The organism is Marinococcus sp. LNHM3E3-2.2 (assembly GCF_056034385.1).
In genome coordinates this window covers 157,090-183,005 of record NZ_JBQLIC010000001.1, presented here as the reverse complement: position 1 = coordinate 183,005, position 25,916 = coordinate 157,090, and the positions used below count along the sequence as shown (strand labels likewise).

At 51.7% G+C, this 25,916-nt stretch carries 24 protein-coding genes; 2 read left to right on the top strand and 22 right to left on the bottom strand.

Annotated elements, in window-relative coordinates; all coding sequences use genetic code 11:
• Nucleotides 1–41: 41 nt before the first annotated feature.
• Both ftsY and smc read right to left on the bottom strand, forming a co-directional pair.
• Nucleotides 42–1,121 (bottom strand): signal recognition particle-docking protein FtsY, encoded by a 1,080-nt coding sequence (ftsY, locus tag ACTRXF_RS00965; protein ID WP_474260451.1) that lies wholly within the window; start codon nt 1,119–1,121, stop codon nt 42–44.
• 12 nt (nt 1,122–1,133) lie between these two features.
• Nucleotides 1,134–4,697, bottom strand: a complete 3,564-nt coding sequence (gene smc, locus ACTRXF_RS00960) for a chromosome segregation protein SMC (protein ID WP_474277305.1) — start codon at nt 4,695–4,697, stop codon at nt 1,134–1,136.
• A 235-nt stretch (nt 4,698–4,932) separates the two neighbouring features.
• On the opposite strand from smc, the gene ACTRXF_RS00955 reads away from it, so the two are divergent.
• A complete protein-coding gene (locus ACTRXF_RS00955) occupies nt 4,933–5,157 on the top strand; it encodes a DUF1128 domain-containing protein (protein ID WP_298784279.1) in 225 nt (74 codons plus the stop codon).
• Nucleotides 5,158–5,209: 52 nt separating this feature from the next.
• Here ACTRXF_RS00955 and rnc read toward each other — a convergent pair whose 3' ends face one another.
• The 9 genes from rnc to ACTRXF_RS00910 form a co-directional block, all read right to left on the bottom strand.
• The gene (gene rnc / locus ACTRXF_RS00950; protein ID WP_474277703.1) at nt 5,210–5,893 is read right to left on the bottom strand and encodes a ribonuclease III; all 684 of its coding nucleotides are present in this window, start codon (nt 5,891–5,893) and stop codon (nt 5,210–5,212) included.
• 153 nt (nt 5,894–6,046) lie between these two features.
• Entirely contained in the window at nt 6,047–6,277 is a 231-nt protein-coding gene (acpP, locus tag ACTRXF_RS00945) for an acyl carrier protein (protein ID WP_462865279.1), read from the bottom strand.
• Between the two features lie 88 nt (nt 6,278–6,365).
• Nucleotides 6,366–7,112 carry a 3-oxoacyl-[acyl-carrier-protein] reductase gene (fabG, locus tag ACTRXF_RS00940; RefSeq protein WP_474260446.1) on the bottom strand — a complete coding sequence of 249 codons (747 nt, stop codon included), beginning with the start codon at nt 7,110–7,112 and terminating at the stop codon, nt 6,366–6,368.
• Nucleotides 7,109–8,056, bottom strand: a complete 948-nt coding sequence (gene fabD, locus ACTRXF_RS00935; protein WP_474277302.1) for an ACP S-malonyltransferase — start codon at nt 8,054–8,056, stop codon at nt 7,109–7,111. The genes fabG and fabD overlap by 4 nt, the downstream gene beginning before the upstream one ends.
• A gap of 11 nt (nt 8,057–8,067) precedes the next feature.
• A complete protein-coding gene (gene plsX, locus ACTRXF_RS00930) occupies nt 8,068–9,048 on the bottom strand; it encodes a phosphate acyltransferase PlsX (protein WP_474277299.1) in 981 nt (326 codons plus the stop codon).
• A gap of 13 nt (nt 9,049–9,061) precedes the next feature.
• On the bottom strand, nt 9,062–9,634 hold the full coding sequence (gene fapR / locus ACTRXF_RS00925; RefSeq protein WP_474277296.1) for a transcription factor FapR: 573 nt from the start codon (nt 9,632–9,634) through the stop codon (nt 9,062–9,064).
• Between the two features lie 68 nt (nt 9,635–9,702).
• Nucleotides 9,703–11,748: an ATP-dependent DNA helicase RecG gene (gene recG, locus ACTRXF_RS00920; protein WP_474277293.1), complete on the bottom strand. Its 2,046-nt coding sequence runs from the start codon at nt 11,746–11,748 to the stop codon at nt 9,703–9,705.
• Nucleotides 11,749–11,880: 132 nt separating this feature from the next.
• A complete protein-coding gene (locus tag ACTRXF_RS00915) occupies nt 11,881–13,533 on the bottom strand; it encodes a DAK2 domain-containing protein (protein ID WP_474277290.1) in 1,653 nt (550 codons plus the stop codon).
• A 27-nt stretch (nt 13,534–13,560) separates the two neighbouring features.
• Complete coding sequence (locus tag ACTRXF_RS00910) at nt 13,561–13,929, bottom strand: Asp23/Gls24 family envelope stress response protein (RefSeq protein WP_322524635.1); 369 nt, start codon at nt 13,927–13,929, stop codon at nt 13,561–13,563.
• Between the two features lie 211 nt (nt 13,930–14,140).
• Between ACTRXF_RS00910 and rpmB the strand changes: the two genes are divergently transcribed.
• On the top strand, nt 14,141–14,329 hold the full coding sequence (rpmB, locus tag ACTRXF_RS00905) for a 50S ribosomal protein L28 (RefSeq protein WP_022792731.1): 189 nt from the start codon (nt 14,141–14,143) through the stop codon (nt 14,327–14,329).
• Nucleotides 14,330–14,392: 63 nt separating this feature from the next.
• Here the strand turns inward: rpmB and rpe are convergent, their stop codons facing one another.
• From rpe to gmk, 11 genes are all read right to left on the bottom strand, one after another.
• Complete coding sequence (gene rpe / locus ACTRXF_RS00900; RefSeq protein ID WP_474277288.1) at nt 14,393–15,037, bottom strand: ribulose-phosphate 3-epimerase; 645 nt, start codon at nt 15,035–15,037, stop codon at nt 14,393–14,395.
• Between the two features lie 2 nt (nt 15,038–15,039).
• Nucleotides 15,040–15,921 (bottom strand): ribosome small subunit-dependent GTPase A, encoded by an 882-nt coding sequence (gene rsgA / locus ACTRXF_RS00895; protein WP_474260432.1) that lies wholly within the window; start codon nt 15,919–15,921, stop codon nt 15,040–15,042.
• Nucleotides 15,900–17,120, bottom strand: coding sequence for a Stk1 family PASTA domain-containing Ser/Thr kinase (gene pknB / locus ACTRXF_RS00890; RefSeq protein ID WP_474277285.1), 1,221 nt, complete (start codon nt 17,118–17,120; stop codon nt 15,900–15,902). The genes rsgA and pknB overlap by 22 nt, the downstream gene beginning before the upstream one ends.
• Nucleotides 17,108–17,848 (bottom strand): Stp1/IreP family PP2C-type Ser/Thr phosphatase, encoded by a 741-nt coding sequence (locus tag ACTRXF_RS00885; protein ID WP_474260827.1) that lies wholly within the window; start codon nt 17,846–17,848, stop codon nt 17,108–17,110. The genes pknB and ACTRXF_RS00885 overlap by 13 nt, the downstream gene beginning before the upstream one ends.
• A gap of 5 nt (nt 17,849–17,853) precedes the next feature.
• On the bottom strand, nt 17,854–18,951 hold the full coding sequence (rlmN, locus tag ACTRXF_RS00880) for a dual-specificity RNA methyltransferase RlmN (protein WP_474260428.1): 1,098 nt from the start codon (nt 18,949–18,951) through the stop codon (nt 17,854–17,856).
• Between the two features lie 2 nt (nt 18,952–18,953).
• Nucleotides 18,954–20,336, bottom strand: a complete 1,383-nt coding sequence (rsmB, locus tag ACTRXF_RS00875) for a 16S rRNA (cytosine(967)-C(5))-methyltransferase RsmB (protein WP_474277282.1) — start codon at nt 20,334–20,336, stop codon at nt 18,954–18,956.
• A complete protein-coding gene (fmt, locus tag ACTRXF_RS00870; protein ID WP_474277279.1) occupies nt 20,329–21,267 on the bottom strand; it encodes a methionyl-tRNA formyltransferase in 939 nt (312 codons plus the stop codon). Before fmt ends, rsmB begins: the two co-directional genes overlap by 8 nt.
• 72 nt (nt 21,268–21,339) lie before the next feature.
• Nucleotides 21,340–23,748 carry a primosomal protein N' gene (gene priA, locus ACTRXF_RS00865; RefSeq protein ID WP_474277276.1) on the bottom strand — a complete coding sequence of 803 codons (2,409 nt, stop codon included), beginning with the start codon at nt 23,746–23,748 and terminating at the stop codon, nt 21,340–21,342.
• A 2-nt stretch (nt 23,749–23,750) separates the two neighbouring features.
• Entirely contained in the window at nt 23,751–25,007 is a 1,257-nt protein-coding gene (gene coaBC, locus ACTRXF_RS00860; RefSeq protein WP_474277273.1) for a bifunctional phosphopantothenoylcysteine decarboxylase/phosphopantothenate--cysteine ligase CoaBC, read from the bottom strand.
• A gap of 38 nt (nt 25,008–25,045) precedes the next feature.
• The gene (rpoZ, locus tag ACTRXF_RS00855) at nt 25,046–25,300 is read right to left on the bottom strand and encodes a DNA-directed RNA polymerase subunit omega (RefSeq protein WP_474260418.1); all 255 of its coding nucleotides are present in this window, start codon (nt 25,298–25,300) and stop codon (nt 25,046–25,048) included.
• Nucleotides 25,300–25,914, bottom strand: coding sequence for a guanylate kinase (gene gmk / locus ACTRXF_RS00850; RefSeq protein ID WP_474260416.1), 615 nt, complete (start codon nt 25,912–25,914; stop codon nt 25,300–25,302). The genes rpoZ and gmk overlap by 1 nt, the downstream gene beginning before the upstream one ends.
• Between the last annotated feature and the right edge of the window lie 2 nt (nt 25,915–25,916).

Below are 25,916 nucleotides of genomic sequence, written 5' to 3'. Positions count from 1 at the left end.
GAACCACAGCGTTTCTTGTCAAGAAATTGCGTAACCGGATGCTACCGCTCCTCTGCATCGGCCGGCGTCTGTTCAATCATATCCTTAAACAGCCCGTAAACGAAATCCTCCGCTTCGAATGGCTGCAGATCATCCAGCTTTTCTCCGAGCCCGACCATTTTTACCGGAATGTTCAATTCGTTGCGGATCGCCATTACAATACCGCCCTTCGCGGTCCCGTCAAGCTTCGTTAAGATGATGCCGGAAACCTCCGTTGCCTCCCGGAAGGTTTTTGCCTGACTCATGGCATTCTGGCCGGTGGTAGCGTCCAGAACGAGAAGCACTTCGTGAGGTGCCTCGGGAATTTCCCGCGTAATAACACGCTTTACTTTCGCAAGCTCATTCATTAGATTGACCTTGTTCTGCAGACGGCCTGCCGTATCACAGAGAAGCACATCTGCCTGTCTAGATTTTGCTGACTTGATCGCATCGTAAATGACCGCCGCCGGGTCACTGCCGGCCTGCTGCTTGATAACGTCCACTCCGGCACGCTCTCCCCAGCCCTCGAGCTGCTCAATTGCCCCGGCACGAAACGTGTCCCCGGCTGCGAGAACAACTTTTTTTCCTTCTGCTTTCATTTGATGGGCCATTTTCCCGATCGTTGTCGTTTTCCCGACGCCGTTCACGCCGACAAAAAGCATGACAGTCATACCGTCCGGATTCATGTTAAGCTTGGAATCTTCTCCGGTGCGGTCCAGCTTTTCCGCCATTTTTTCCGTAATCAGCGGAGTGAGCTTTTCCGTCGTCCGGATATTTTTCAGGAGCGATTCGTTTCGCAGCTCGTCGATGATTTCCATCACAGTTTCCACACCGACATCTGAGCTGATCAAAATTTCTTCGAGTTCTTCAAAGAAATCTTCATTTACTTCGCGGTACTGGGCAAACAGTTCATTCATCGCTTCGGAAAAAGAAGATCTTGTTTTTGCCAGCCCTTCACGGAAACGGCTCGAAAGCGAAACACGCCGTTCTTCTTCGGGTTCTTCTTTACCTGATTCCTGTGCTTCCTGCTTCGCTTCTTCCCTGGCTTCTTCTTCCGCCGCTTCGCCGGCCATTCGTTTTTTTAATCGTTGAAAAAGACTCATGCTTTTCACTCCTTACACTTCCAGTAGTTCATCCGCTTCTTCCAGGCGGACAGATACCATTTTTGATACGCCTGATTCTTCCATTGTAATTCCATAAAGTACATCGGCTTCCTCCATGGTAGCCTTACGGTGGCTGATCACAATAAACTGAGTCGTTTCACTGAACGAGCGCAGGTATTTCGCAAAGCGTACGAGGTTCGCTTCATCAAGAGCGGCTTCCACTTCGTCCAGTACGCAGAACGGAGCCGGTTTTACTTTAATAATGGCAAACAACAGCGCGATGGCTGTCAGCGCCTTCTCCCCACCGGATAGAAGAGACAGGTGCTGCCTTTTTTTACCGGGCGGCCGGGCGGAAATATCCACTCCCGTATGAAGCAGATTCTCCGGATCCGTAAGCACCAGATCCGCTTCCCCGCCGCCAAACAGCTTCGCAAAGACGTGCTGAAATTCTTCGCGGATCGCATGATACGTAGCGGCAAAACGCTCCGTCACTTCTGTGTCCATTTCATCGATCACATCCTGCAGCGACTGTCTTGCCTCCATCAGATCCTCCTGCTGGCTGCTTAAAAAGCGGTGACGCTCCGTGACCCGTTCGCATTCTTCAATCGCCCTGAGATTCACAGTTCCGAGCTCTTCGATGCCAAGCTGAAGCAGGTGCACTTCGTCTTTTGCCTGCTCCGGGCTTACGGACAGCGTATGCTTCTGTTTCGCCCGTTCAAACGATAATTCATATTCTGACTGCAGGTAGGTGATTTTATTTTCGAGCGTCACATCGAGACGGTTCATGCGCACCGTTGTTTCATGAAGACGGTCCCGGCTTTCCTGAAAGCGGTCATTCTGAACTGAGGCTGTTGCTTCGATTTGTTCTGCAGCACGGGCTGCACGATTCTTTTGTTCATTCAGCTGTTCCTGCAGCCGCTCAATCTTTTCCTTAGCAGCTTTCGCTTCTTCGACCAATTCATCCCAGTCCTGGCTGCTATGGTCGTTATTTAAATGCTCCTCCCAGGCAGCCGCCCGCTCTTTACGCCCGGCCACCGCCTGTTCGAGTTCTTCCTTTTCCCTTTGCAGCCGCTCTTTTTCTTTATGCTGGGCAGAAACGTTTTCCCGGAGCGCCGCCGTCTGCACTTTGGCTTCTGTTTCCTGCTCCCGAAGTGCTGCTTCTTCCTCGTCCCGCCTGGAGTACTCCTGCTCGAGTGCGTCGATCGATGCTTTTAGTTCTCCAATGGCTTTTTCGACTCTTGCCCGGTTTTCTTCAAGCACCTGCAGACGCTCATCAAGACGTTCTTTCTCTTCCTCAAGCGAGGAATATTCCCGGTCAAACATGCCGAGACGGGAATCAAGGCGGTCGTGCTCCTGCTCACTTTTACGGCGTGCTTCCTTTTTCTCCTCAAGCTGCCCGGTATACTCCCGGGCTCTCTGCTGCTTATCGCTCGCAGCCGCTTTCTGCTTTTTTACAGCCTGCTTCGTCTGATCAACTGTTTTCTCCCAGGCTGCAGTCTTTTCTTCTATTTCCGATAAATTATTTCTTAACTCGCGAAGCTCACGCTGTTTTTCGAGAAGCGTGCCCTTCTGGTTCTGCATTTTCCCTCCGCTCATCGAGCCCCCGGGGTTTACGACATCTCCTTCAAGAGTGACGATGCGGATTTTATAGCTGCACGCTGCCGCCAGGCGGTTAGCCGTTTCCAGCTGGTCCACTACAAAAATATGGCCGAGCAGTTGGTCACGGACATGCTCATATCCCTGGCGGACATGCACAAGCTCTCCGGCCGTGCCGACAAAACCGGTAAACGTCTGTGCTTTTTCATAGCTGGACCGGTCGGCCCGTCTTGGACGCACCGTTTCGGAGGGGAGCAGCGTCGCCCGCCCCTTCTGATGCTTGCGCAAATACGCAATTGCCTCGCGTGCGTCTTTTTCGGTCTGCGTCACAATACGCTGGAGGGAAGCGCCAAGCGCCGTTTCCATCGCCTCCACATATTCTCCCGGTACATCCATCAGCTCAGCCACCGAGCCGATAATGCCTGAAAGCTTTTGTTCCCGGGCCTTTAAAATTTCTTTGGCCCCCTGGTAATAGCCGGCATACTCCTCCTGCATTTCTTCAAGCATACGGATTTTTGATTTTTTTTCGTCAACGTACCGGTACGCTTTATACAGTTTGTCTTCCTGCTCTTTTAATTTTTCTTCCAGGCGCTCTTCTTCTCTGGTGGCTGCTTCAGCTTCCGAGCGCGCGTTTTCCGTTTGGAGGGAGAGCGCTTCCTCTTCTTTTTTCTGCTCCTTAACGAGCTGCGCGGAATTCCCGCGCTCTTCAAGAAACGATTGATTATCCTCTTTCAATGCTCTCATACGCCGCTCGAGAGAAGCTTTCTGGTCTGTCACGTATCGGGTTTCGTTTCCTACAGACGCCTGTTCATTGAGTTTTTCAATGTATTCGCTTTTTTCTTCTTCAAGGTCTTTTCCGTTCATTTCCTGGTAGGAGCGCAGCTGCTTTTGAACCGAACGCAGTTCATTCATCCCGCTCGTGAGAGCTTCGTTTTCTTTTTCATACCGTTCTTTTTGCTCCCGGTAAGCGTTTGTTACGCTGCTCAGCTTTGCCTCGTCTTCCTCGAGTGCTTTTTTTTCTGCTTCTAGCTTTTCGGCTGCATGTTTTCCCTGTTCATTTGAAAGGTTACGGTCTCCTTCACGTTTTTCGAGATTTCTGGCCGCTTCCACATAGCCGCTCTGCACCTGTTGGTGGAACCGGGCAAGCAGCGCTTCGAAAGCCCGGGCTTTGCGGGCGGCCGCTTCCGTCTGTTCTTTTTTCTGCTTCCAGCGTCTGTTGTGCTGCTCTTCTTTTTTCTCCTGCTCCTGGGCTGCTTTCCAATCGGAATGCAGTTCTTCAATTTCATGCACGAGCAGAGCCGATTCCAGCGCTTCAAGCTCTTCACGCTTGGCGAGGTAGTCCTTCGCTTCGGATGCCTGTATCTGCAGCGGCTCCATCTGCTCATTCAATTCATGCAGAATGTCTTTTACCCGGTGCAGGTTCGCCTCTGTTGATTCAAATTTTCTTTCAGCTTCCTGCTTGCGCTGCTTGTATTTCAATACCCCGGAAGCTTCTTCAAACATCGCCCGCCGCTCTTCCGGCCGGCTGTTTAACACCTCTTCGACCCGGCCCTGGCCAATAATCGAAAAAGATTCTTTTCCCATGCCGGAATCCATAAACAGATCAATAATATCTTTGCGGCGGCATTTTGTCCGGTTCAGCAGATACTCGCTTTCTCCGGAGCGGTACAAACGGCGTGTCACGCTTATTTCACTGTATTCATATGGAAGGCTTCCGTCTTCATTATCAAGCACGAGCGTAACTTCCGCAATATTCAGCCCACGCCGGGTATCGCTTCCGGAAAATATCACGTCTTCCATGCGGGCGCCGCGCAGCGACCGGGCCGACTGTTCCCCGAGTACCCACCGGATGCTGTCGGAAATATTACTTTTGCCGCTGCCGTTCGGGCCGACGACGGTCGTAATGCCGGGGTTAAAATCAATATGTAAACGGTCGGCAAACGATTTAAACCCTTTAATTTCTATTCGTTTCAGGAACAAAGGTATGCCCCCTCTTATTTTATAGTATGTACTGACAGCGCCGGGCGCTGTCCTCCGCTGTTTATATTTTATCACAACACGCACGCTGGCAGAACTCGACCTAAATCCCCCTTTGTCAAACGCGGGAAAAACCACTACAATAATATTAACGTTGTCATTAAAACACCGTGGAAGCTTTTTAAAGAGATGAACCACGGGTTTTTAAACTGGACGGAGTGGAGGAGAAGAAATTCGCATGAGTTTAGAACAAGCAAGCCGTGATAACCTGGATTACATGATTACCGAACTGCAGAAAAAATTACAGATCGTCAATGTTTCTGTAATGCAGCCGGAGCATTATGACGTCGATCAATACCATGAGATTAAAGAAATCTACGACATGGTGGATTCCAAAAATAATATCAGCGTCAGCGAGATGCAGGCCATCGTTTCCGAGCTCGGCCATCTGCGCAAAGGCTGATCCGCACATTTAAACAACCGCCAGCGTTTGGCGGTTGTTTTTTTAATTTCGTTTATTCACGGCGCTGCAGCTGTTCAAGGGTAGCCTGGGCTGCCCGCTGCTCCGCTTCTTTTTTTGACCGTCCGCGGCCGGCACCGGCGCGCGCGTCGTTTAAGGAGACCGCCGAATGAAATTCCCTGTTATGGGCCGGCCCCTGCTCATCGGTGATTTCATAGGAAATCACGCCCAGGTTTTCCTTCTGGACGAATTCCTGCAGCTGGCTTTTGTAATCGGCTGTCACGGAAAACGCCCCTTCGTCGAGCTTCGGAAAGACGAAGCGCTCCAAAAACTGCTCGACGTTTGAAAGTCCCTGATCAAGATACATTGCTCCGACGAACGATTCGAATACGTCTGCGAGCAGCGCCGGCCGGGTCCGGCCGCCCGTCATTTCTTCGCCTTTCCCCATAAGGACCACATTTCCAAATTGCAATTCCTCGGCCAAGCTAGCTAGCGAAGCTTCACATACCATTGCGGCGCGGAGTTTTGTCATATCGCCTTCCGTCATGGAAGGAAATTCGCGGAACAAATGATTGGAAACCGCCAGCTCCAATACAGCATCGCCGAGAAATTCCAAACGTTCGTTATCCCTTACGTGCTTCATGCGATGTTCATTTACATAGGAAGAGTGCGTGAAAGCCTGGCGCAGCAGCTGCTCGTCTGCAAATGAAACCTGCAGCTCGCGGAGAATGGACTGCATAAGTTCATGCTGTCTGGCTGTAAATACTGCTTTCTCCCTGGACTGGCTTTTGGACGATGTAGGTTTTGGCAAAAATGAACCTCCCTTAAAATAATGTCGGGTATTACATAGAAAAGCCCAGCCCGCTTACACAGGACGTGGGCTTGCTTTCTACTACTGCTTCTCTATGTAATTGATTACATCACCGACTGTTTGAATTTTTTCTGCTTCTTCATCAGAAATTTCCAGATCAAATTCATCTTCCAGTTCCATGACTAATTCTACTACATCCAGAGAATCCGCGCCGAGATCTTCCTTAAAGGTCGCGTCTTTATTGACGTTCGCCTCATCCACCCCGAGGTGGTCTGCAACGATTTTTTTCACACGTTCGAGTGTTTCTGCCATTCCTTTCACCTCCTTTAAAGAATCGTTTCGGCTTCATTCCATTCTTTCCACTTCTGAGCGCGAATGAAACCGCTGTGTCACCGATATTTTATGGCATTACCATGCCGCCGTCAACATGCAGCGTCTGCCCGGTCATATATTTGGCGCTGTCTGAAGCGAGAAACAACACCGTATTGGCCACGTCTTCCGTCTCCCCGAGCTTTTGAAGCGGAATCTGCTGCATCATCTGCTCCTTCGTGTCTTCTTCGAGCTCGTCGGTCATTTCCGTGGAGATAAACCCTGGTGCGACAGCGTTCACCCGGATATTTCTCGAAGCAAGCTCACGGGCGAGCGTTTTCGTGAGCCCGACTACTCCTGCTTTTGATGCCGTATAGTTCGCCTGTCCGGGGTTGCCGGTCGTTCCTACGACAGAAGCCATATTGATGATCGTTCCGCCCCGTTTTTTCATCATCGGACGGGCCGCTGCCCGGGATGTTAAAAACACACTTTTTAAATTTGTATCAATGACGTCATCCCATTCGTCTTCTTTCATGCGCATTAACAGGTTATCCTTCGTGATACCGGCGTTATTTACAAGCACGTCAATACCGCCGAATTCCTCTGTCACCTGCTTGAGCATTTCTTTGACATCCGATTCATTCGATACATCCGCCTGGATCACAAGCGTCTTTACGCCGTGCTCTTTGCACTCCGAAGCGGTTTCCTCGGCTTTTTCCCTGCTGCCGGCGTAGTTGATCGCAACGTTCGCTCCCTGAGCGGCAAAGCCAAGGGCGATGGCTTTGCCGATACCTCTTGACGCCCCGGTTACAAGCACGCTTTGTCCTTCGAAATTCATGACGATGCACTCCTTTTTTCAAGCCATTTATCCAGCGATGCTTCGTCCTGTACTGCATGTACATCCAGGCCGCGGCGCTGAATCCTCCGGATCATTCCACTCAGGACGCTGCCAGGACCAATTTCTACAAATTCCGTTACACCAAGGTCAATCAGGCGGCGCACCGAATCTTCCCAGTGAACCGGGGAGGTTACCTGCGCAATCAGCTGCTGACGGATGGCGGATGGGTCCGAGGTTTCCTTGGCATCCACATTCGCTATGAGCGGGCGGCGCGGCCCGCGGATCTCAACGTTTTGCAGAGCATCCGCCAGCTTTTCCTCCGCCGGCTTCATAAACGAGGAATGAAAAGGACCGCTCACCTGCAGCGGCACCACTTTCTTCGCCCCGCGGTCCGGAGCGTGCTCCTCCACATAGCGCACGCCTTCCCGGCTTCCGGAGATAACAATCTGTCCGGGGGCGTTCAGGTTGGCCAGCTGTACTTTATCAGCGGCTTCTGTAGCTTCATCCACAAGCTCCTGCAGATCTTCACGCTCCATGCCCATAACTGCGGCCATCGTTCCTTTACCCTCGGGGTCCGCTTCAGCCATCCATTTTCCCCGTTTGGCCACAACAGCAGCGGCGTCTGCGAATTTGAGCGCGCCATTTGCCACCAGCGCCGAATACTCTCCGAGGCTGTGGCCGGCGGTGTAATCGGCCTGCACGCCCTTTTCCTCCACAAGCGCATGAAGGGCGGAGCTCATTGTAAGCAGTGCCGGCTGCGTGTATTCTGTCTGGGTTAATGTTTCTTCCGGGCCGTTAAACATAATATCGGTCAGGCTGTATCCAAGCGCTTCATCTGCTTCCTGAAAGACGGTACGGGCCGTCGGAGCGTTGTCATATAATTCTTTTCCCATTCCAACAAACTGGGATCCCTGACCAGGAAAAATAAAAGCCGTTTTTCCCATTGTAATGCCTCCTACTCTTCTAAGTGCTTCTGCATAAGGTGTGTCACGTTTTCCTGGGCCATCTGCCGGGCCTGGCGGATCGAATGATAGACGGAAATATGGTCGGATGACCCGTGACATTTAATCAGCGGCGCCTGCAGGCCCACAAGCGTAGCGCCGCCGTGATTGGAGTAATTCATTTTCTCACGTAGATGCGTCAGGCCTGTTTTCATCATGGCAGCAGCCAGCTTTGTCCGCAGACTTGCCATAAATTCTTTTTTCAGAAGCGAAAACAGAGTGGATGCAGTGCCTTCGATGGATTTTAACACGAGGTTTCCGGAGAAGCCGTCGCAGACCGCTACGTCACAGACACCATCGAGCAGATCCCTTGATTCCACGTTTCCGACGAAATTCACCGGAGCATGCTCGAGCAATTCATACGTCTCTTTCATTAAATTATTGCCCTTGCCCTTTTCTGTGCCAATATTAACAAGTCCGACCCGAGGGTTTTCAATGCCCCGTACCAGCTGCATATATGTACTGCCTAAAATCGCATGCTGGTACAGGTGATTCGCTTTTGCATCCATATTCGCTCCGGCATCAAGCAGCAGAAAACCGCTGCCGTCCACTGTCGGGAGTGTCGGAGCAAGTGCCGGGCGCTCTACGCCTTGTATTCTGCCGATATGCAGGAGACCTGCCGTCATAAAAGCTCCTGTATTGCCGCAAGAAATACCTGCCGCTGCCCGGCCCTCTTTCACTTCCTGTACGGAAAGAACCATCGAGGACTGCTTTTTGCGACGGATGGCTTTGGTCGGGGACTCGTCCCCGTCAATCACTTCATCGGTATGCAAAATATCAATACGTTCCGTCTTGGATAAATGTTTTTTTATTTGAGGCTCAGAGCCCACCAGTGTAATCTCGATATCTTTAAAAGCTTGAACAGCAGCCATTGCTCCAGCCACCTGGGCTTTAGGAGAATGATCGCCGCCCATCGCATCGACTACAATTCTCATTTTTTTAGTCTCCTTATTCGCTCACCGAAGCAGCGTGGGAACGGTACATGACGAATTCGCCCTGAAACACTTCTTCCCCCTGCACGCGGCTTGTTACCGTAACATATGTTTTTCTTTCGGTCTTTTTTGTAACGACCGCTTTGGCAATAATTCGTTCTCCGAGAAGCACCTGCCGGTTAAATTCAAGCGAGGAGCGCATCGTAAGCGCCAGTTCATCGTTGATCACGGCTACAGCAAGGGAGTTCGCCTGCGCAAACAGATAATGCCCGCGCGCAATGCCGTTCCTTGAGAATACGTGATCCTCGGTAATTTCAAGTATGCTGATCGCCTCGTGGTCCAGATGGAGGTCAATAACCTCCCCGATCACTTCTTCGAGCGGCAGCGCCTTGACTTCGTCAAGCCTTTCTTTAGCAACGTGCTTGATTCTCTCCCGGTGCTCCGGGATCGAGAGCTCCAGGCGGTCCAGACGGACAGTCTGGACGCTCACCTGAAATGACCGGGCCAGTGCTTCGTCGGTAATAAAAGGATTAGAGGCAATAACAGTCTGAAGTTCTTCCTGCCTTGCCTTTTTATTTTTTCGGGCCATAATAATCATCCACTTCTATGAGTAGGTACTAATAGTAGTATATAGACCGATTTCTTTCATTTCAACCACTAATCCAGTTTATCTTTTTGAAAGGCCCCGGCTTCTTCAAGATATTCACGGAGGGGCCGGTATTTTTCATCCTTCCAGAACACCTCGCTGCGTATTAATTTCGCCGCATCGTCCCGGGCGGTCTCGAGCGCTTTAAAGTCATGGACCACGTCCGCAATTTTAAAATCAGGCAGTCCGCTCTGCTTTTTTCCAAAAAAATCTCCCGGCCCGCGCAGCTCCAGGTCTTTTTCCGAAAGGACAAACCCGTCCTCGGTTTCCTGCATGATATTCATCCGCTCCTGGCCGGTTTCGGATTTAGGGTCGGCCAAAAGCACACAATAGGACTGGTGCTCTCCGCGTCCAACACGGCCCCGCAGCTGATGCAGCTGGGAAAGGCCAAAGCGTTCTGCGTCATAAATCACCATCATCGTGGCGTTTGACACGTTCACACCGACCTCTACGACCGTCGTCGAAACGAGAATATCAAGCTCATGGCTGGCAAACCGCTGCATGACGTCCTCCTTTTCCTCTGCCGGAAGACGTCCGTGCATCAGGCCGACCTGATATCCCGGGAAGAACTGCATCAGCTGGGCGTGCACGTCAATCGCGTTTTGAACATCGAGCGCTTCTGACTCTTCAATGAGCGGACAGATGACATAGGCCTGCCGCCCCTGATCGATTTCTTTCTGCACAAAACGAAGCACCCGCTCAAGCATCTGCGGCTTCGCCCAGTAGGTTTCAATCGGTTTCCGGCCCGGCGGCATTTCGTCAATCACTGACACGTCCATATCCCCGTAGACGCTGATAGCAAGCGTACGGGGGATCGGGGTGGCAGTCATAAACAATACGTCCGGGTCCTCCCCTTTTTCTTTAAGAATCCGGCGCTGACCGACCCCAAACCGGTGCTGCTCATCAGTGATGACAAGCTTCAGGTTATTAAACTGCACCGGCTCCTGGATGAGGGCATGAGTGCCGATGATAATATCGATGGTGCCGTCGGTAATGTGTTCATAGACGTTCCGCTTTTCCTTCTGACGCATCGAACCGGTCAGCAGACCCACAGTCACCTCTGTTCCTGCAAACAGCTCCTGAAGAGACTCATAGTGCTGCTCGGCAAGAATTTCTGTCGGCACCATCAGAGCCGACTGGGCGTTTCCGGTAAATACGGCCTGCATGGCAATCGAGGCCACCACTGTTTTTCCGGAGCCCACATCCCCCTGCAAAAGCCGGTTCATCCGGATGGGAGCCTCAATATCCTCAAGGATTTCCCGCACTACTCTTTTCTGCGCATTCGTGAGCGGAAACGGCAGCTGCTTTTCAAAATCCGCCGTCGCCTCTGCATCATACACAAATGGCACCGCTGAGGCTGACTGGCGCTCCATTCGTTTAAACATCTGCATCTTCAACTGAAAAAACAGCAGTTCTTCATAGACGTAGCGCCTTCTTGCGTGCTTCAGCTGTTCCCGGCTCTCTGGCTGGTGAAGCGCCTGAAATGTTTCGGGTTTTCCCGGCAGGCGGTACCGTTCGCGGATTTCTTCCGGCAGGTTTTCAGGGACTACCTGCGAGACGTGTTTTACGGCTTCTGCCTGAATACGCTGCATCTGCTTGACCGTCAGACTCCCGGTCACGCTGTAGATTGGCTCAAGCTGCTTCGCCGGGTCGGGGGCGCCGGCCCGAAAATCCTGCACTGAGATGGTGAGTCGGTGCTTGTCCCACTTTCCGGTGATAGTTACCTTCCTGCCGACTTCTATCTGCTTTTTTAAAAACGCCCGGTTAAAAAACACCGCCGTTACCAGTAAATGATCAATTAATATCCGTACGGTCATCCGGGATTTTTTTTTGCCAAAAAAACGCACAGACGGCTCCGACTGCACTTCGCCGGTAATCGTTACTTTTTCCTGGTGCTTCAATTCTTCTATAGGAACCACTTCGTGGTTTTCATATCGATAAGGGAAATGATGAAGCAGGTCGTCAATCGTGGTAATACCAAGCTGCTCGAGCTCCCGCTGCTTTTCTTCTCCTACACCTTTTAAGTCAGAGACCGGTGATTGAAGCGTCGAATTCATAAACCGTCCCTTCCTTCCTGCTTTTGCTGTATTATACGAACGGTTGTTCACCTTTCATTATATACGTTTCCTTTTTCGCGCGAAAGAGTTACTCCTGCGCGTGAAACAAAAAAATAAGCCGCCCGGGGCAGCTTATTCCACAGAAACGATATATTGATACAGCGGCTGTCCGCCCGTGTGCATTTCTATTTCCACATCCGGGTATGCCTGCTCAAGCTCTGCGGCAAGTTCATCCGCCAGCTCTTCGCTCACATCCTCACCGCTGATCAGCGTAATAATTTCGCTCTCGCTGTCGACCATCCGTGCAAGCAGTTCCTGAAAAGCCTGTTTCATTTCCCCATGAACGGTAACAATATCTTTTTCCCAGATGCCCATAAAATCGCCTTCCTGAATCTTTTTTCCTTCGATGCTGGTTTCTCTTACGGCATGGGTGATCTGGCCGGATTTAACGTACCGGGTGGCTTCTTTCATTGCTTCTTCATTTTCCTCAGCCTCTTTTGTTTCGTCAAACGCAAGCATGCCGGCGAGACCCTGCGGAACCGTTTTCGTCGGAATAACCGTTACCTGCTTGTCACTGATGTCTGCTGCCTGCTCCGCAGCCATTACAATGTTGCCGTTATTCGGCAGTATAAACACATGCTCCGCCTGCACCCGGCTGATAGCCTCGAGAAGGTCCTCGGTACTCGGATTCATTGACTGTCCGCCGTGGACAACCTCCTGAACTCCAAGGCTTTCAAAGAGCGAGGCTACTCCGTCACCAGTCGTCACGGTCACAAAGCCGTAGGGTACAAGAGATGCGGAAGTCTCAGGCCTTTCTGACGTTCCTTCCTGCTGCAGGGCACGATTCTGCTCACGCATATTTTCAATTTTTATATGAATCAGCTCTCCGTACCGCTGGGATTTTTCCAGAATTTTCCCTGGTTCTTCGGCGTGAATATGAACCTTCAGCAGTTCTTCATCACAGACCACCAAAAGAGAATCCCCGTGGGCCGACAGCTCTTCCCGGAATGCTTCTTCCTGAAAGGAAGGATCACTGTCTGCAAAGCGGACCATTACTTCGGTACAGTATCCGTACGTAATAGCTTCGGCTCCGCCCTGGGCGGCCGGATCCTTATGGTGCTCGAGCTTCACAAGCTGGTCAAGCGAAGGCACAGATTCTCCTTCTTCTTCCTCCTGCCCGGTTAGCGCGTGCAGCATCCCCTCATATATGTGCACAAGCCCCTGGCCGCCCGAGTCAACTACACCAACCTCCTTCAGGACGGGCAGCTGCTCGGGCGTATAAGCAAGCGCTTCTTTAGCCGCCTTCAAAAACCGCCGCATCCATTCCTCCAGCGCAAGCTCACTGGCGTTATGTTCATTTTTCATAGCAAGGGACGCTTCCCTGGCTACCGTGAGAATCGTTCCTTCCACCGGCTTCATCACTGCCCGGTAGGCAGCATCCACTCCCTGTTCAAAAGCTTCTGCTACGTCAGGAGTACGGAGCTCAGACTTTTTTTCCATAGATTTGGCAAAGCCGCGGAACAGCTGCGACAAAATAACGCCGGAGTTTCCACGCGCTCCCATTAACAATCCTTTGGAAAAGTGTTTGGCCGTCTCTCCGGCATGCTGGTTCTCCTTGAGCTGTTCGACGCCGGAACGGATCGTCAAACTCATATTGGTGCCTGTGTCCCCGTCCGGAACTGGAAACACATTCAATGCGTCTACCTCTTTACTGTGTTTTTGCAGTGCGGAAGCTCCCTGCTTCAGCATCCTTCCCAGTTCAGGACCGTGTACTAATTGATCCATTTTTCTCTCTCCTTCATCCGTCTCTTCCTATGGTGAGGCCGATTCAATTTGAACGCCCTGAACATATACATTCACAGCGGACACGTCCAGCCCAAGCATTTTCTGCAGCTGATACTTCACTTTTCGCTGCACATTGTGCGCCACTTCAGAAATTTTCGTACCATAGCTTACAATAATATACATATCAATATGGATAAGACCGTCCTCTTCCCGGACGACTACCCCACGGGAATAATTTTCTCTTCGCAGCAGTTCCGACAGGTTGTCCTTAAAATGTTTCCTCGACGCCATGCCTACGATTCCGTAGCAGTCCATGGCTGCCGCTCCCACGGCAGTGGCAAGCACTTCGAGTGTAATATCGACCGTGCCGTTTGACGAATATATTTCGAAACTCATGTCTCGATTCCTTCCTTTCCGGACGCCGGCTGTATCCGGACGCTCCAGCTTCTTTTCAAAGTAACTATGCCATTATCACTATAACCACGTTTTCCTTAAATGAAAAGCATAATTGTATTTTTGGCGAATCAACATTGCGTGTGTACAGGCTCTGTGCTAATATATTTGAGTATGGGTAATTTTGTTTGATATTAATAAGGAGGTGCCGCATATGTCCCGCAAGTGCTATGTAACTGGGAAAGGCCCTAAAGCCGGAAATAATCGTTCTCACGCCAACAATGCAACGAAACGCCGTTGGGGAGCTAACGTGCAAAAAGTCCGCATTCTTGTAAACGGTAAGCCAAAACGCGTATACGTTTCCGCTAGAGCATTAAAATCTGGTAAAGTCACACGCGTATAAAGCAAAAAGCGGCCATAGAGCCGCTTTTTTTATGAGTGTTTTTAGTTTACATAATAATATTATTCACTGCTTTAATTCTTCGATCGCTTTCGCTTTATCCTCCTGCTTGAACAGGGCAGAGCCCGACACAAGAACATTCGCCCCGGCTTCGAGACAGTCTTTGGCTGTTTCCCGGCTGACCCCGCCGTCCACTTCAATCTCGAGCTCCGGATTAACGACATCCGCCGCTTTTTTCACTGCTCTGATTTTGTCGAGGACGTTCGGAATAAACGCCTGGCCGCCAAAGCCCGGGTTTACAGTCATTAAAAGCACAAGGTCAACATCCGGCAGAATATGAGTGATCATTTCCACCGGGGTTGCCGGATTTAACACTACGCCCGCCCGGCAGCCGGCTTCTTTAATCTGCTGGATCGTACGGTGCACATGAGGACACGCTTCCACATGCACCGAAATAATGTCGGCACCCGCCCGGGCAAAATCTTCAATGTAGCGTTCCGGCTTTTCAATCATCAAGTGCACGTCAAACGGTTTATCGCTGTACGGACGAATGGACTCGATGACCGGAAGCCCGAACGTGATATTCGGAACGAAGTGGCCGTCCATGACATCGATATGTATATAATCCGCCCCGGCTTCATCAATTTCCTTCACCGCCCGGCCCAATTCCGCAAAATCAGCTGACAGGATGGAAGGTGCTATTTTTATCATCGTTAATACCTCCTCGGAGTGGATGCAATTTCTTCGTGGAACTGCTTGTAATGCTCGTAGCGGTGGGACGGGATCCGTCCTTCCTCCACGTCGAGCCTTATGGCACAGCCCGGCTCCTGCCGGTGGGAGCATCCGCGGAATTTGCAGTCAGGCATTCTTGCCCGCATTTCCGGAAAACAGATATCAAGATCCTCAGCTGTAATCGAACCAAAATCAAGCGAGCTGAACCCGGGCGTGTCTGCCACCCATCCGCCGTTAACCCGCAGGAACTCTACGTGCCTTGTCGTATGCTTCCCCCGACCGAGAGCCCCCGAAATGTTCGCTGTCTCGAGATCAAGATCAGGAGCCACCGCATTCAGGAGCGAGGATTTCCCCACTCCCGACTGTCCGGATAAAAGAGAATACTTCTCCGGAAAATAAGCAGCGGCCTCTTCGATGCCTTCGCCTGTTTTCGTCGAGTAAAAGTGGAACGGATAGCCGATATCCTCATAGTCCTTCTGAATGACGCGCAGCATCTCTCTTTTTTCCTCGTCTGCCTTGTCCCATTTACTTACTAAAATCACCGGCTTGATTTCCTCGTTTTCCACATGCACAAGAAAACGGTCGAGCAGCCAGGTGGAAAAATCAGGCTCGACAGCGGAAAATATGAGCAGCGCCTGGTCAATATTTGCGACCGGCGGGCGAACCAGTTCATTGCTTCGTTCTTTAATTTCTAGTACGTATCCGTCTGTATGATTTTCTGCTTCAAACCGTACAAAGTCACCTACAAGCGGTTTGATTTTCTGTTTGCGGAACAGTCCCCGGCCCCGGCACTGAAAATATCCTTCTTCACTGTCCACATAGTAGAACCCGCTGACTGCTTTTACAATTCGACCTGTTGCCATACCTTCGCCCCTTCTTGTAATATTGGGCTCTCTCCTGCCCAGTCCGCATCCCACACAGCTGTCTGCGCTGCGGGAAAGACGTGCGGAATTAATTCCGTTGAGCCACTCACAACAAACATTTCTGGAAGCAGCCAGTAAAAAAATGCCGCTCCTGAAAATACGAGTATACAGGCCACAACGTACGGCCATTTTTTAGTTTTTTCCGGCTGCCGGTCGGCCTTTGTTTCCAGGCCGGAATCCTGCTGCTCATCTTCCTGAACAGCCGGCGCTGCTACCATCGTATCTTCTTCGGCCACCTGGGGGTCCGACCATCCCCGCTCCCGGGCATTGGTGTGGCCCTCCTGGATGAAATAAGGGCGTTCGTTTCTTCTCTCTTCCGAGAGCGCCGAACGGATGTCCTCATACATTTCTTCGGCGCTCGCGTAACGGTCATCCGGACTTTTAGCCGCAGCTTTTAGGATAACGTTCGACAGACTCTGCGGCAGACCCTGCCGCAGCTGCATCGGGTCCGGAAGCGGCTCCTGAATATGCTTTAAAGCAATACTTACAGCGGATTCTGCATCGTAGGGAATCACCCCGGTCACCATTTCAAACAAAACGATACCGGCAGCATAAATATCTGAGCGTGCACTTACCACTCCGCCTCTCGCCTGCTCCGGCGAAATATAATGGACGGAGCCCATCATCGTATTGGTTTGTGTGATCGTGGAAGCAGACGCAGCACGGGCAATGCCGAAATCAGCTACTTTTACTTCCCCGCGGTCGTTGGAAAGAAGATTGTGGGGCTTGATGTCCCGGTGGATGATGCCGTGACTGTGCGCCTGCATCAGCGCCTCAAGCAGCTGCCTGGTCATATGTACCGCCTGTGCAAGCGGCAAAGGTCCATGCAGGCGGATCATTTCCTTCACCGTCTGGCCCTCCACGTATTCCATAACGATATAATGCAGCTCCCGCTCTTCGCCAACGTCATAAATATTGACCGTGTTTCTATGGCCCAAAATAGTGGCTGCCCGGGACTCGCGGCGGAACCGCTGCAAAAATTCCTCGTCGCCGTTAAACTGCGGCTGAAGAATTTTAATTGCCACCAGCCGTTCCAGAATCATATCCTCTCCGAGATACACGTACGCCATACCGCCGCTTCCAAGGAGGCGTTTAATATGATAACGGTCACTGATACGGCGTCCGATCAGTTGGTCCATACCTCTTCCTCCCGCATTACCACCGCAATCGTAATATTATCTTCGCCTCCGCGGTCGTTGGCTGCCTGCACCATCGCTTCCACACCTTCGCGAAGGTGCTTGTGAGAAGCAAGCATCCCGGCCATATCTTCAGCGCCAAGCTTATTCGTCAGCCCGTCGGTACAAAGAAGCACGCCGTCCCCTTCGCCCCATTCATACGTATAGATGTCAGGGGAAAGGCCGCGGTCCGTGCCGAGTGCTTTCGTTAATATATTTTTCTGCGGATGCGACTCCGCTTCGAGTGCTGAAATCTGTCCTTTATTATACAGCTCCTGCACAAGGGAATGGTCTTCACTCTGCTGCTGAACCGTACGGTCCGTCCAGATATAGCTGCGGCTGTCACCGATATTTCCGGTAACGGTAAACGACGGGTGGCAGATGGCTGCGACAAGGGTCGTTCCCATTCCCGCATGCTCCGGATAATGATGGGCGTGGCGGATGATGGCTTCATTTGCTTTCATCATGTTGTCAGTCAGCCACTCCGACGCCTCTTCAATTGAATTGACAGACGGATTTTCCTCCCACGCGTCCTTTAACGTCTGATAAGCCATGGCGCTTGCCACGTCTCCGGCCGAATGTCCGCCCATTCCATCGGCAACGACGGCTAAAATAATGCCGGAAGCATGCGTGACGATGCCTCCGGTATCTTCATTATGAGGACGGATTTTCCCCCGGTCTGTTAAAAACATATGGTTCACTGGGAATTAGCCTCCGTTTCTTCTTTCCGCTGGTTGGCACGCAGCTGTCCGCAGGCTGCATCGATATCGTGTCCCTGCTCACGCCGGATCGTTACGTTCACCCCGCGGTCTTTTAATGCTTTTTCAAACGCAAAAATGTCGTTTCTTGTGGTACGCACGTAGTTTCTTTCCGGCACATCGTTCACAGGAATCAGATTGACGTGGCATTTCAAATCACCGATCAGGTCGGCGAGCTCTTCCGCGTCCTCTTTCTGGTCATTTACCTGGCCGAACAGGCCGTATTCAAATGTGACTCTTCGGTTCGTTTTCTTCTGGTAGTAGCGGATGGAATCCATCAGCTCCGAAACATCCCAAGCGCGGTTAATCGGCATCAGCCGGCTGCGGGTCTCTGTGTTTGCTGCGTGGAGAGATACTGCGAAATTAATCTGCATGTTTTCATTGGCAAAGTCATAAATGCGCGGCACGACCCCGCTTGTAGAAACGGTAATATGGCGTGCACCGATGTTTAAGCCGTCATCGTGATTGACTACGCGCAGAAAATTCATCAGGCCGTCGTAGTTATCGAACGGCTCGCCGATGCCCATAACCACGATAGAGCTTACACGTTCGTCTCTTTCATCAAGCAGACGCTGGGATTCGAGCACCTGGGCGGTAATTTCGCCACCTTCAAGGTTTCTTTTCAGGCCGCCAAGTGTGGAAGCACAGAAGGTACAGCCGAGCCGGCAGCCTACCTGGGTGGTTACACAAACACTGTAGCCGTAGTCATGCTTCATCAGTACGGTTTCGATCGTATAGCCGTCCTGCAGTTCAAACAAAATCTTAATGGTGCCGTCCTGGGACTGCTGATGGATGACCTCTTTTAACGTTGTCAGTGTAAACGTGCTTTCGAGCTTTTCGCGAAGCGTTTTCGGGATGTTGGTCATTTCCTCAAATGAGGTCACGCGCTTTTGATACATCCATTCAAACAGCTGCTTTGCACGGAATGCCGGCTCCCCGTTTTCTTTTAACCATTGTTGAAGTTCCTCGTATTCCAAGCTGTACATGGAGGGGCTGTCCGTTTGCGGGGCAGGCGCCTCCTTTTTTAAAATCTGCATGCTTATGCTCCTTCCGTTTCTTCCTGATTATTTTTTACCGCCGCGGCAATGAAAAATCCGTCTGTGCCGTATTCGTGGGGAAGAATCGTGCACCATCCGTATTCGCTGGAAAAATGCTCTATTTCTGAAAGTTTTAGTTTGTCGGTCAGTTCATGGTCTGGTGATAGTTCTGGATGCCGGTGCAAAAATGCTTCCCACACCTGTTCGTTCTCCTCTGGACGAATTGTACATGTGCTGTACACAATCCTTCCATTAAATCGTAACATACTTACAGCTTCATTCAATATTTCGTGCTGTATCTCCGGCAGGCGTTCAAAATCCTCTGCTTTTTTGGCCCATTTCTGCTCGGGCTTTTTCCGGATAACGCCAAGTCCGCTGCACGGTGCATCGACGAGCACCCGGTCAAATGTACGCGCCGGAAAAGTAGTTGTCAATTGACGTGCATCCCCGGCGGCGGTTTCAATATTTTCAAGCCCAAGTCTTGCCGCCTGTTCTTCAATCTGGACAAGCTTTTTTGCACTCAGGTCATGGGCTGCCACGCTTCCGCCCGGGCCGGTCCGTTCGGCAGCGTCCGTTGATTTTCCGCCCGGGGCAGCGCAGGCGTCGAGAACGTCCATATTTTCTTCAACCATCAGTGCTTCACCGGCTTTCATGGAGCTTTCGTCCTGCACCGTTATATAGCCGTTCTGATACGTTTCGGTAACGAGAACATTGCCTTTTTCTACAATTAATGCTTTCTCTGCAATAACGCCCCGGATTGTCTGAATCCCTTCCTGTTCGAGCATTTCCTGCACATCTTCGACTTCAGCCCCAGAGGCGACCCGCACATTCGTTTTTGGCGTAACATTATTTGCTTCGGCGATACGGAGCGCTGTTTCTTCCCCGTAGGCCGCCTGCCATTCCCGAAGCATCCATGCCGGATGGCTGTAGTCGACGGCCAGACGTTCCTCTGAGTTTTTGATAGCGGTTGTGTCGGGAAATCCTTTGCGCTGCAGGGAGCGGAGCACTCCGTTCACAAAACCGCTCACTCCTTTATTTCCCCGCTGCTTTGCGATTTTTACCGCCTCATCCACAACGGCGTGGTCCGGCACCCGGTCAAGGTAACGCATCTGATACACGCTCATGCGCAGCAGCACGCGTACCCAGGCGTCAAGCTTCGTTATCGGTTTGTTCACAAAAACCCCAAGCACGTAGTCGAGGGTGTTCTGGCGGCGGAGGGTGCCGTAAACAATTTCGGTCAGTAGGGCGGCATCCTCTCTCGACCATGCTTTTCCGGCGAGCTCGTGATGAAGCAGCAGGTGGCTGAAGGCCTTGCCGGTCTCCACCCGCTCGAGCAGGGAAGCAGCTGTATACCGGAGGGAATAGGAAGGCTCCGTTTTATTCATTAAAACTCTCTCCTTTGGACCAGCCGTGGCTTCCCCGCAAAAATTCGGCTGTATTCATTCTTTTTTTGCCAGCCGGCTGAATCTCCCACAGCCGGACCATCGTGCCGTCACCGGCTGCCACATCAATGTATTCATCTGTTATATCGGTGATAGTACCCGCTTCAGCACTGGCGGAAGCATCCACCCATTCGGCCCGCCACAGCTTAATCGACTTTCCGTCTTTTTCTGCATAGGCCACCGGCCATGGATTCATCCCACGGATCTGGTTATAGATCGAACGGCCGCTCTGCTTCCAGTCGATTCTTTCCTGACCGCGCTGGATGTTGGATGCAAATGTTACTTTCTCTTCATTTTGCGGAGTCCGTTCCGCCGTGCCGTCGATTACTGCTGGCAGCGTTTCGATCAAAAGATCTGCTCCGACGGCGCTCAGTTTGTCATGCACATCTCCGACCGTATCCTCCCATTCAATGGGTACTTCCTGCTGCCGGATGATGTCACCGGCGTCCAGTTTTGCCACCATGTCCATGATCGTGACGCCTGTTTTTTCCCGGCCATCGATGACCGCCTGGTGAATCGGGGCGCCGCCGCGGTATTCAGGAAGCAGGGAAGCGTGCACATTCACCGCTGCAATGGAAGGGGCTTCGAGAAGCTTTTTCGGCAGAATCTGGCCGAACGCCGCTGTAATAATTAAATCCGGCTTCTCTGCCAGCACTTCGTTTAAGGAGGCTTCGTTTTTCAGCTTTTCCGGCTGCAGGACAGGAAGCTTCCACGCTTCGGCTTCAACTTTGACCGGCGGCGGGGTCAGCTCTTTTTTTCTTCCCTTCGGACGGTCAGGCTGAGTGACCACCGCCGTTACCGGATAGCCCTCTTCAAGCAGACGCCGCAGCACCGGGACCGAAAAGTCCGGCGTCCCCATAAATAAAATGTTCATATTTATCCCTCTTTTCACAATACACAGCCCCGTGCGTCGGTCACTATCGAGGCAGCGGGGCTGGTGTTTACCTTATAGAAACAACTGCGGGTACATATCAATCGTAATAAACAGCTTATCCTGAGCTGTCTCTTTTTGATAATGTACAGCAATATCATTCAGGATTTTCGTTAATTCAGGCTCATCCCTGTATTTTATCATGCATTGGTACCGATATCTATCCTTGATCCTTGCAATCGGAGAAACAGTTGGTCCGAGAATTTTCGCCTGCGGTGATAATTCCTCCCGCAGCCGGCTCGTCACTTTTTCAGCGGTTTTCAGCGCTACACCGATCTCTTCGTGAGAAACATTGACCATCGTTAAATAATAATACGGCGGATACCCGCCCCGCTTGCGCTGGCCCATTTCATGCCGGCTGAACGATGGATAGTCATGATTCTTAGCAAACTGAATGCTGTAATGATCTGGGCTGTAGGATTGAATCACTACTTCGCCCTGCAGCTTGTCCCGGCCGGCCCGCCCGCTCACCTGGGTAAGCAGCTGAAAGGTCCGCTCCGGCGCCCGAAAATCAGGCAGATGCAGCATCGTGTCCGCTGCCAGTACACCAACCAGCGTAATCATAGGGAAGTCCAGGCCTTTGGCAATCATCTGGGTGCCGAGCAGAATGTCCGCCTCTCCGTTTCCAAACCGGCGAAGCATCTGTTCGTGGGAGCCTTTTTTCGTCGTGGTGTCCATATCCATCCGGATAATCCTGGCCTCCGGCAGCACCTTCGTCAGCTCTTCTTCCACCTTCTGGGTGCCTGTGCCAAAGTAGCGGATCTGTTCGCTTTCGCAGGACGGGCACGTTGCAGGCATCGCTTCTTCATAGCCACAATAGTGGCACTTCAGCTGATGCTTTGTCTGGTGGTATGTGAGCGTGATTTCACAGTGCGGGCATTCAGCAGTATAGCCGCATGAACGGCACATGACAAACGAAGAGTAGCCTCGCCGGTTTAGAAACAAAATACTCTGCTCCCCTTTTTCCAGTCGGTCCTTCAGCTTTTCAAGCAGCGTTTCGGAAAATACGGAGCGGTTGCCTTTATGAAGCTCGTCCCTCATATCCACCACATCGATGGCGGGCAGCTGTTTCTGGTTGATTCTCTCCGGCATTTCAAGCAGCTGATAAACCTCCCGGCCGGCACGGGCATATGATTCCAGCGACGGCGTGGCGCTCCCTAATACTACCGGAGCCCCGTGATACCTGCCTCTCCAGATCGCTACCTCCCGGGCGTGATACCGGGGGTGGTCCTCCTGCTTGTAGCTGCCTTCGTGCTCTTCATCAATGATAATCAGGCCGACATTTTTGAAGGGGGCAAAAACCGCCGATCGTGCTCCGACCGCTACTTTTGCGTCTCCGGCATGCACCCTGCGCCATTCGTCGTACCGTTCGCCTCTTGAGAGAGCGCTGTGCATTACCGCCACCTGGTCCCCGAACCGCCCTTTAAAGCGTTCCACCATTTGCGGGGTAAGTGAAATTTCCGGTACGAGCACAATCGCTTCCCGTCCCTGCTTCAGCACACGGTCAATGGCCTGCAGATACACTTCTGTCTTTCCGCTTCCGGTGACCCCGTGCAGCAAAAACGTATGATGCTCATGCCGCGACGTTTTTTCTGTAATCGGATCAAGTGCCCGCTGCTGGTCCGGGGTGAGCTCCTGCGGAGGAGTGGCTTCAAATGATCGGTCTTCAAATGGATCCCGGTACGACTCCTGGTCCCGCTCCATAAGAATGTTTTTCTCCACGAGGCCCTGAATAACCGCCCGGCTCGCCGTCTGCTCATGCAGCAGCTGGGCCGCAGGGACAGCCACTTCTTCGTCTCCGATCGAAAGAAACCAGTCGTACAGCTCCAGCTGTTTTTTCGCTTTCGCCGTAAGAGAAGCTGCATGCGTCCGGTGCTCCGGATGAAGCCGCAGCATCCGCTTCGTCTGTTTTTTCGTCTGGTCCTTCACCTGATAATCGATCCGGATCTGTTCACGATGGACAGCTTCCTGCACGTGCTGCATCACTGCTTTATCGTCCGGGAGGTCCTTCCAGTCGATTGTCGTCTGCTTCTGAAACACTGCCTGCAGTACCGGCGGCAGTGTCTCCGGGGGCACGAGCAGCTCAATCTTCTTTTTTGGTTTTGCCCGAATGGCTGCCGGAATCATCGACTGATAGGCCGTAATTAAAAAACAGACCGTTTCCACAGCCAAATACTCTCCGAGCTCAAGCAGCTCCTGCGTAAGCACCGGATGAGGATCGAGCACATCTGTAATCGGCTTAACCCGGGCAAGCTCTGTATTGTCTTCGATCCGCCAGATAAATCCCTGAATCTTCCGGGCACCAAACGGCACCGTCACTCTCGATCCGGGGCGCGCGAGCATTTCGAGTGAAGCCGGAATCTGATAATCAAAAGCCCGGTTCGTCTGGCCGGTCGCTATATCCACAATTACCTTGGCGTACATATTTACGCGTCTCCTATTCGTTTCTGCAGCCAGGACATAATTTCTGCCGCTGCCTCGTGCTTCGACTGGGTGGGAAAAGAAACAGCTCCGTTTTTATCCACGAAGGTAATAGTATTTTCATCGGCCCGAAAGCCCGAACCCGCTTTCCCGATTTCATTGGCTACAATTAAATCGGCATTCTTACGCTGCCGCTTGTTTTCTGCATATTCCTCGAGGCGTTCCGATTCTGCAGCGAAGCCGATCAAAAGCTGATGCTTCTTTTTCTCTCCGAGCTCCTGGAGAATATCCGGTGTTTTCACCATCGGCACTTCAAGACCATCGTCCTTTTTCTTCTGCTTTTTTTCATGCACGGTCTCCGGCCGGTAATCGGACACAGCAGCTGCTTTAATTACCACATCCGACGTATCGTAGTGGGTGAGCACGGCTTCGCGCATATCATCCACGCTTCCGACGTCGATTCTTGTCTGGACGCCGCCAGGCGTGGAGAGCGTCACCGGTCCTGCAACCAGCGTCACTTCTGCTCCCCGCCGGGCTGCTTCCTCAGCGATCGCAAACCCCATTTTTCCGCTGGACGGATTGGTAACGACCCGGAAGGGATCGATATGCTCATGCGTGGGACCAGCAGTCACAAGCACTCGTTTGCCGGCAAGCGGAGTGCCGACATCTTCGGCATCCTGGACAAACTGCATAATGTCCTCGGGCTCAGCCATCCGGCCTTTGCCAATCCAGCCGCAGGCAAGATAACCCTCTCCAGGTTCAATGAACCGGTAGCCGTCCTGCTTTAACGTTTCCTTATTGCGCTGAAAGCTCGGATGATTATACATGTTTACGTTCATCGCCGGTGCAACGTATACGTTGGCCAGTGTCGCCATCATTGTGGTGGTGAGCATATCATCTGCGAGTCCGTTCGCAAGCTTTCCGAGTGTGTTGGCCGACGCAGGCGCTACGATAAATACATCTGCCCAGTCCGCCACATCAATATGGGAAACGACTGAAGGGTCGGCTTCTGCAAACGTGTCGTCGTACACTCTTGATCGTGTCAGTGCCTGAAATGTGAGCGGGGTAATAAACTCTTTGGCTTCCGGCGTCATAATAATGCGCAGCTCTGCCCCCGCCTGGTACAGCTTACTTGCAAGCGCCGCGGCTTTAAAGGCAGCTATTCCTCCTGTGACACCGAGTACAATTTTTTTGCCTTTCACAGCTTTGTCCTCCTTTAACAGGCGCTTCCAGGCTAAAAAAAGCAACCTACGTAATCCCATAGGTTGCTTCTTCTTATCTGGTGCCCGTTCCTTTTCGGTTATTCTTCGTAGTCGTGTTCTTCGTAGTCACCCTGGCGGTAGCCGAGCACGCCTGCCTGGATTTCTTCGAGAGCGATGCCTACTGCCTTCACAGATTTTGCATTATCGATCATTGGGAGCGCCCCGTCGATTTCTTCGAGGTCTCTCGCGCGCCGTGCTGAGACGGATACTAGCGTATATTTGGAATTGATATGACCGAGCAGCTGGTCAATGGACGGATACAGCATTCCTTCGTCGTTTCTGTTTGAAGCCATTATTCCACCTCCGCTAATTCTTTATATTTTTCAATCAGGCGTTCCTGCTTGCAGTGTTCTGCAGTGACAATAGAGCGGATGCGGGAGACCGCTTTTTCAATTTCATCGTTTTCCACTACATAGTCATACATCTGCATCATGTCAATTTCATTTTTGGCCACAGTCATCCGTTTGTCAATCAACTCGGATGTTTCCGTCCCACGCCCGACGATCCTGCTGCGGAGCTCGGCAAGACTTGGAGGCATTAAGAAAATAAACGTGCCTTCCGGGTAACGCTCCTTCACCTTTTCTGCGCCCTGCACTTCAATCTCGAGAATAATGTCTTTGCCGCGTTCAATGGTTTCCTGAACGTAATCAAGCGGGGTCCCGTAGTAGTTGTCTACATACTGCGCCCACTCCAGCAGCCGGCCTTCCTCGATCATTTTTTCAAACTCTTCCTTCGAATGAAAGAAATAATTTACTCCGTGCTCCTCCCCGGGACGCGGGGCCCGGGTAGTAGCGGATACGGAATACTCAATATTCGTATCCTCTTCGCGCAGCGCTCCGCATACCGTACCTTTTCCTACACCGGCCGGGCCGGAAAGAACAATCAATAATCCTTTATCATCTTTCATAG

Coding starts and splice junctions, on each gene's coding strand:
- ftsY (WP_474260451.1), bottom strand. CDS start 1,121: ATGAGTCTTTTTCAACGATTAAAAAAACGAATGGCCGGCGAAGCGGCG.
- ACTRXF_RS00955 (WP_298784279.1), top strand. CDS start 4,933: ATGAGTTTAGAACAAGCAAGCCGTGATAACCTGGATTACATGATTACC.
- rnc (WP_474277703.1), bottom strand. CDS start 5,893: ATGCAGTCCATTCTCCGCGAGCTGCAGGTTTCATTTGCAGACGAGCAG.
- acpP (WP_462865279.1), bottom strand. CDS start 6,277: ATGGCAGAAACACTCGAACGTGTGAAAAAAATCGTTGCAGACCACCTC.
- fabG (WP_474260446.1), bottom strand. CDS start 7,112: ATGAATTTCGAAGGACAAAGCGTGCTTGTAACCGGGGCGTCAAGAGGT.
- fabD (WP_474277302.1), bottom strand. CDS start 8,056: ATGGGAAAAACGGCTTTTATTTTTCCTGGTCAGGGATCCCAGTTTGTT.
- plsX (WP_474277299.1), bottom strand. CDS start 9,048: ATGAGAATTGTAGTCGATGCGATGGGCGGCGATCATTCTCCTAAAGCC.
- fapR (WP_474277296.1), bottom strand. CDS start 9,634: ATGGCCCGAAAAAATAAAAAGGCAAGGCAGGAAGAACTTCAGACTGTT.
- recG (WP_474277293.1), bottom strand. CDS start 11,748: ATGAATTCGACGCTTCAATCACCGGTCTCTGACTTAAAAGGTGTAGGA.
- ACTRXF_RS00915 (WP_474277290.1), bottom strand. CDS start 13,533: ATGGATCAATTAGTACACGGTCCTGAACTGGGAAGGATGCTGAAGCAG.
- ACTRXF_RS00910 (WP_322524635.1), bottom strand. CDS start 13,929: ATGAGTTTCGAAATATATTCGTCAAACGGCACGGTCGATATTACACTC.
- rpmB (WP_022792731.1), top strand. CDS start 14,141: ATGTCCCGCAAGTGCTATGTAACTGGGAAAGGCCCTAAAGCCGGAAAT.
- rpe (WP_474277288.1), bottom strand. CDS start 15,037: ATGATAAAAATAGCACCTTCCATCCTGTCAGCTGATTTTGCGGAATTG.
- rsgA (WP_474260432.1), bottom strand. CDS start 15,921: ATGGCAACAGGTCGAATTGTAAAAGCAGTCAGCGGGTTCTACTATGTG.
- pknB (WP_474277285.1), bottom strand. CDS start 17,120: ATGGACCAACTGATCGGACGCCGTATCAGTGACCGTTATCATATTAAA.
- ACTRXF_RS00885 (WP_474260827.1), bottom strand. CDS start 17,848: ATGTTTTTAACAGACCGGGGGAAAATCCGTCCTCATAATGAAGATACC.
- rlmN (WP_474260428.1), bottom strand. CDS start 18,951: ATGCAGATTTTAAAAAAGGAGGCGCCTGCCCCGCAAACGGACAGCCCC.
- rsmB (WP_474277282.1), bottom strand. CDS start 20,336: ATGAATAAAACGGAGCCTTCCTATTCCCTCCGGTATACAGCTGCTTCC.
- fmt (WP_474277279.1), bottom strand. CDS start 21,267: ATGAACATTTTATTTATGGGGACGCCGGACTTTTCGGTCCCGGTGCTG.
- priA (WP_474277276.1), bottom strand. CDS start 23,748: ATGTACGCCAAGGTAATTGTGGATATAGCGACCGGCCAGACGAACCGG.
- coaBC (WP_474277273.1), bottom strand. CDS start 25,007: ATGGGATTACGTAGGTTGCTTTTTTTAGCCTGGAAGCGCCTGTTAAAG.
- rpoZ (WP_474260418.1), bottom strand. CDS start 25,300: ATGGCTTCAAACAGAAACGACGAAGGAATGCTGTATCCGTCCATTGAC.
- gmk (WP_474260416.1), bottom strand. CDS start 25,914: ATGAAAGATGATAAAGGATTATTGATTGTTCTTTCCGGCCCGGCCGGT.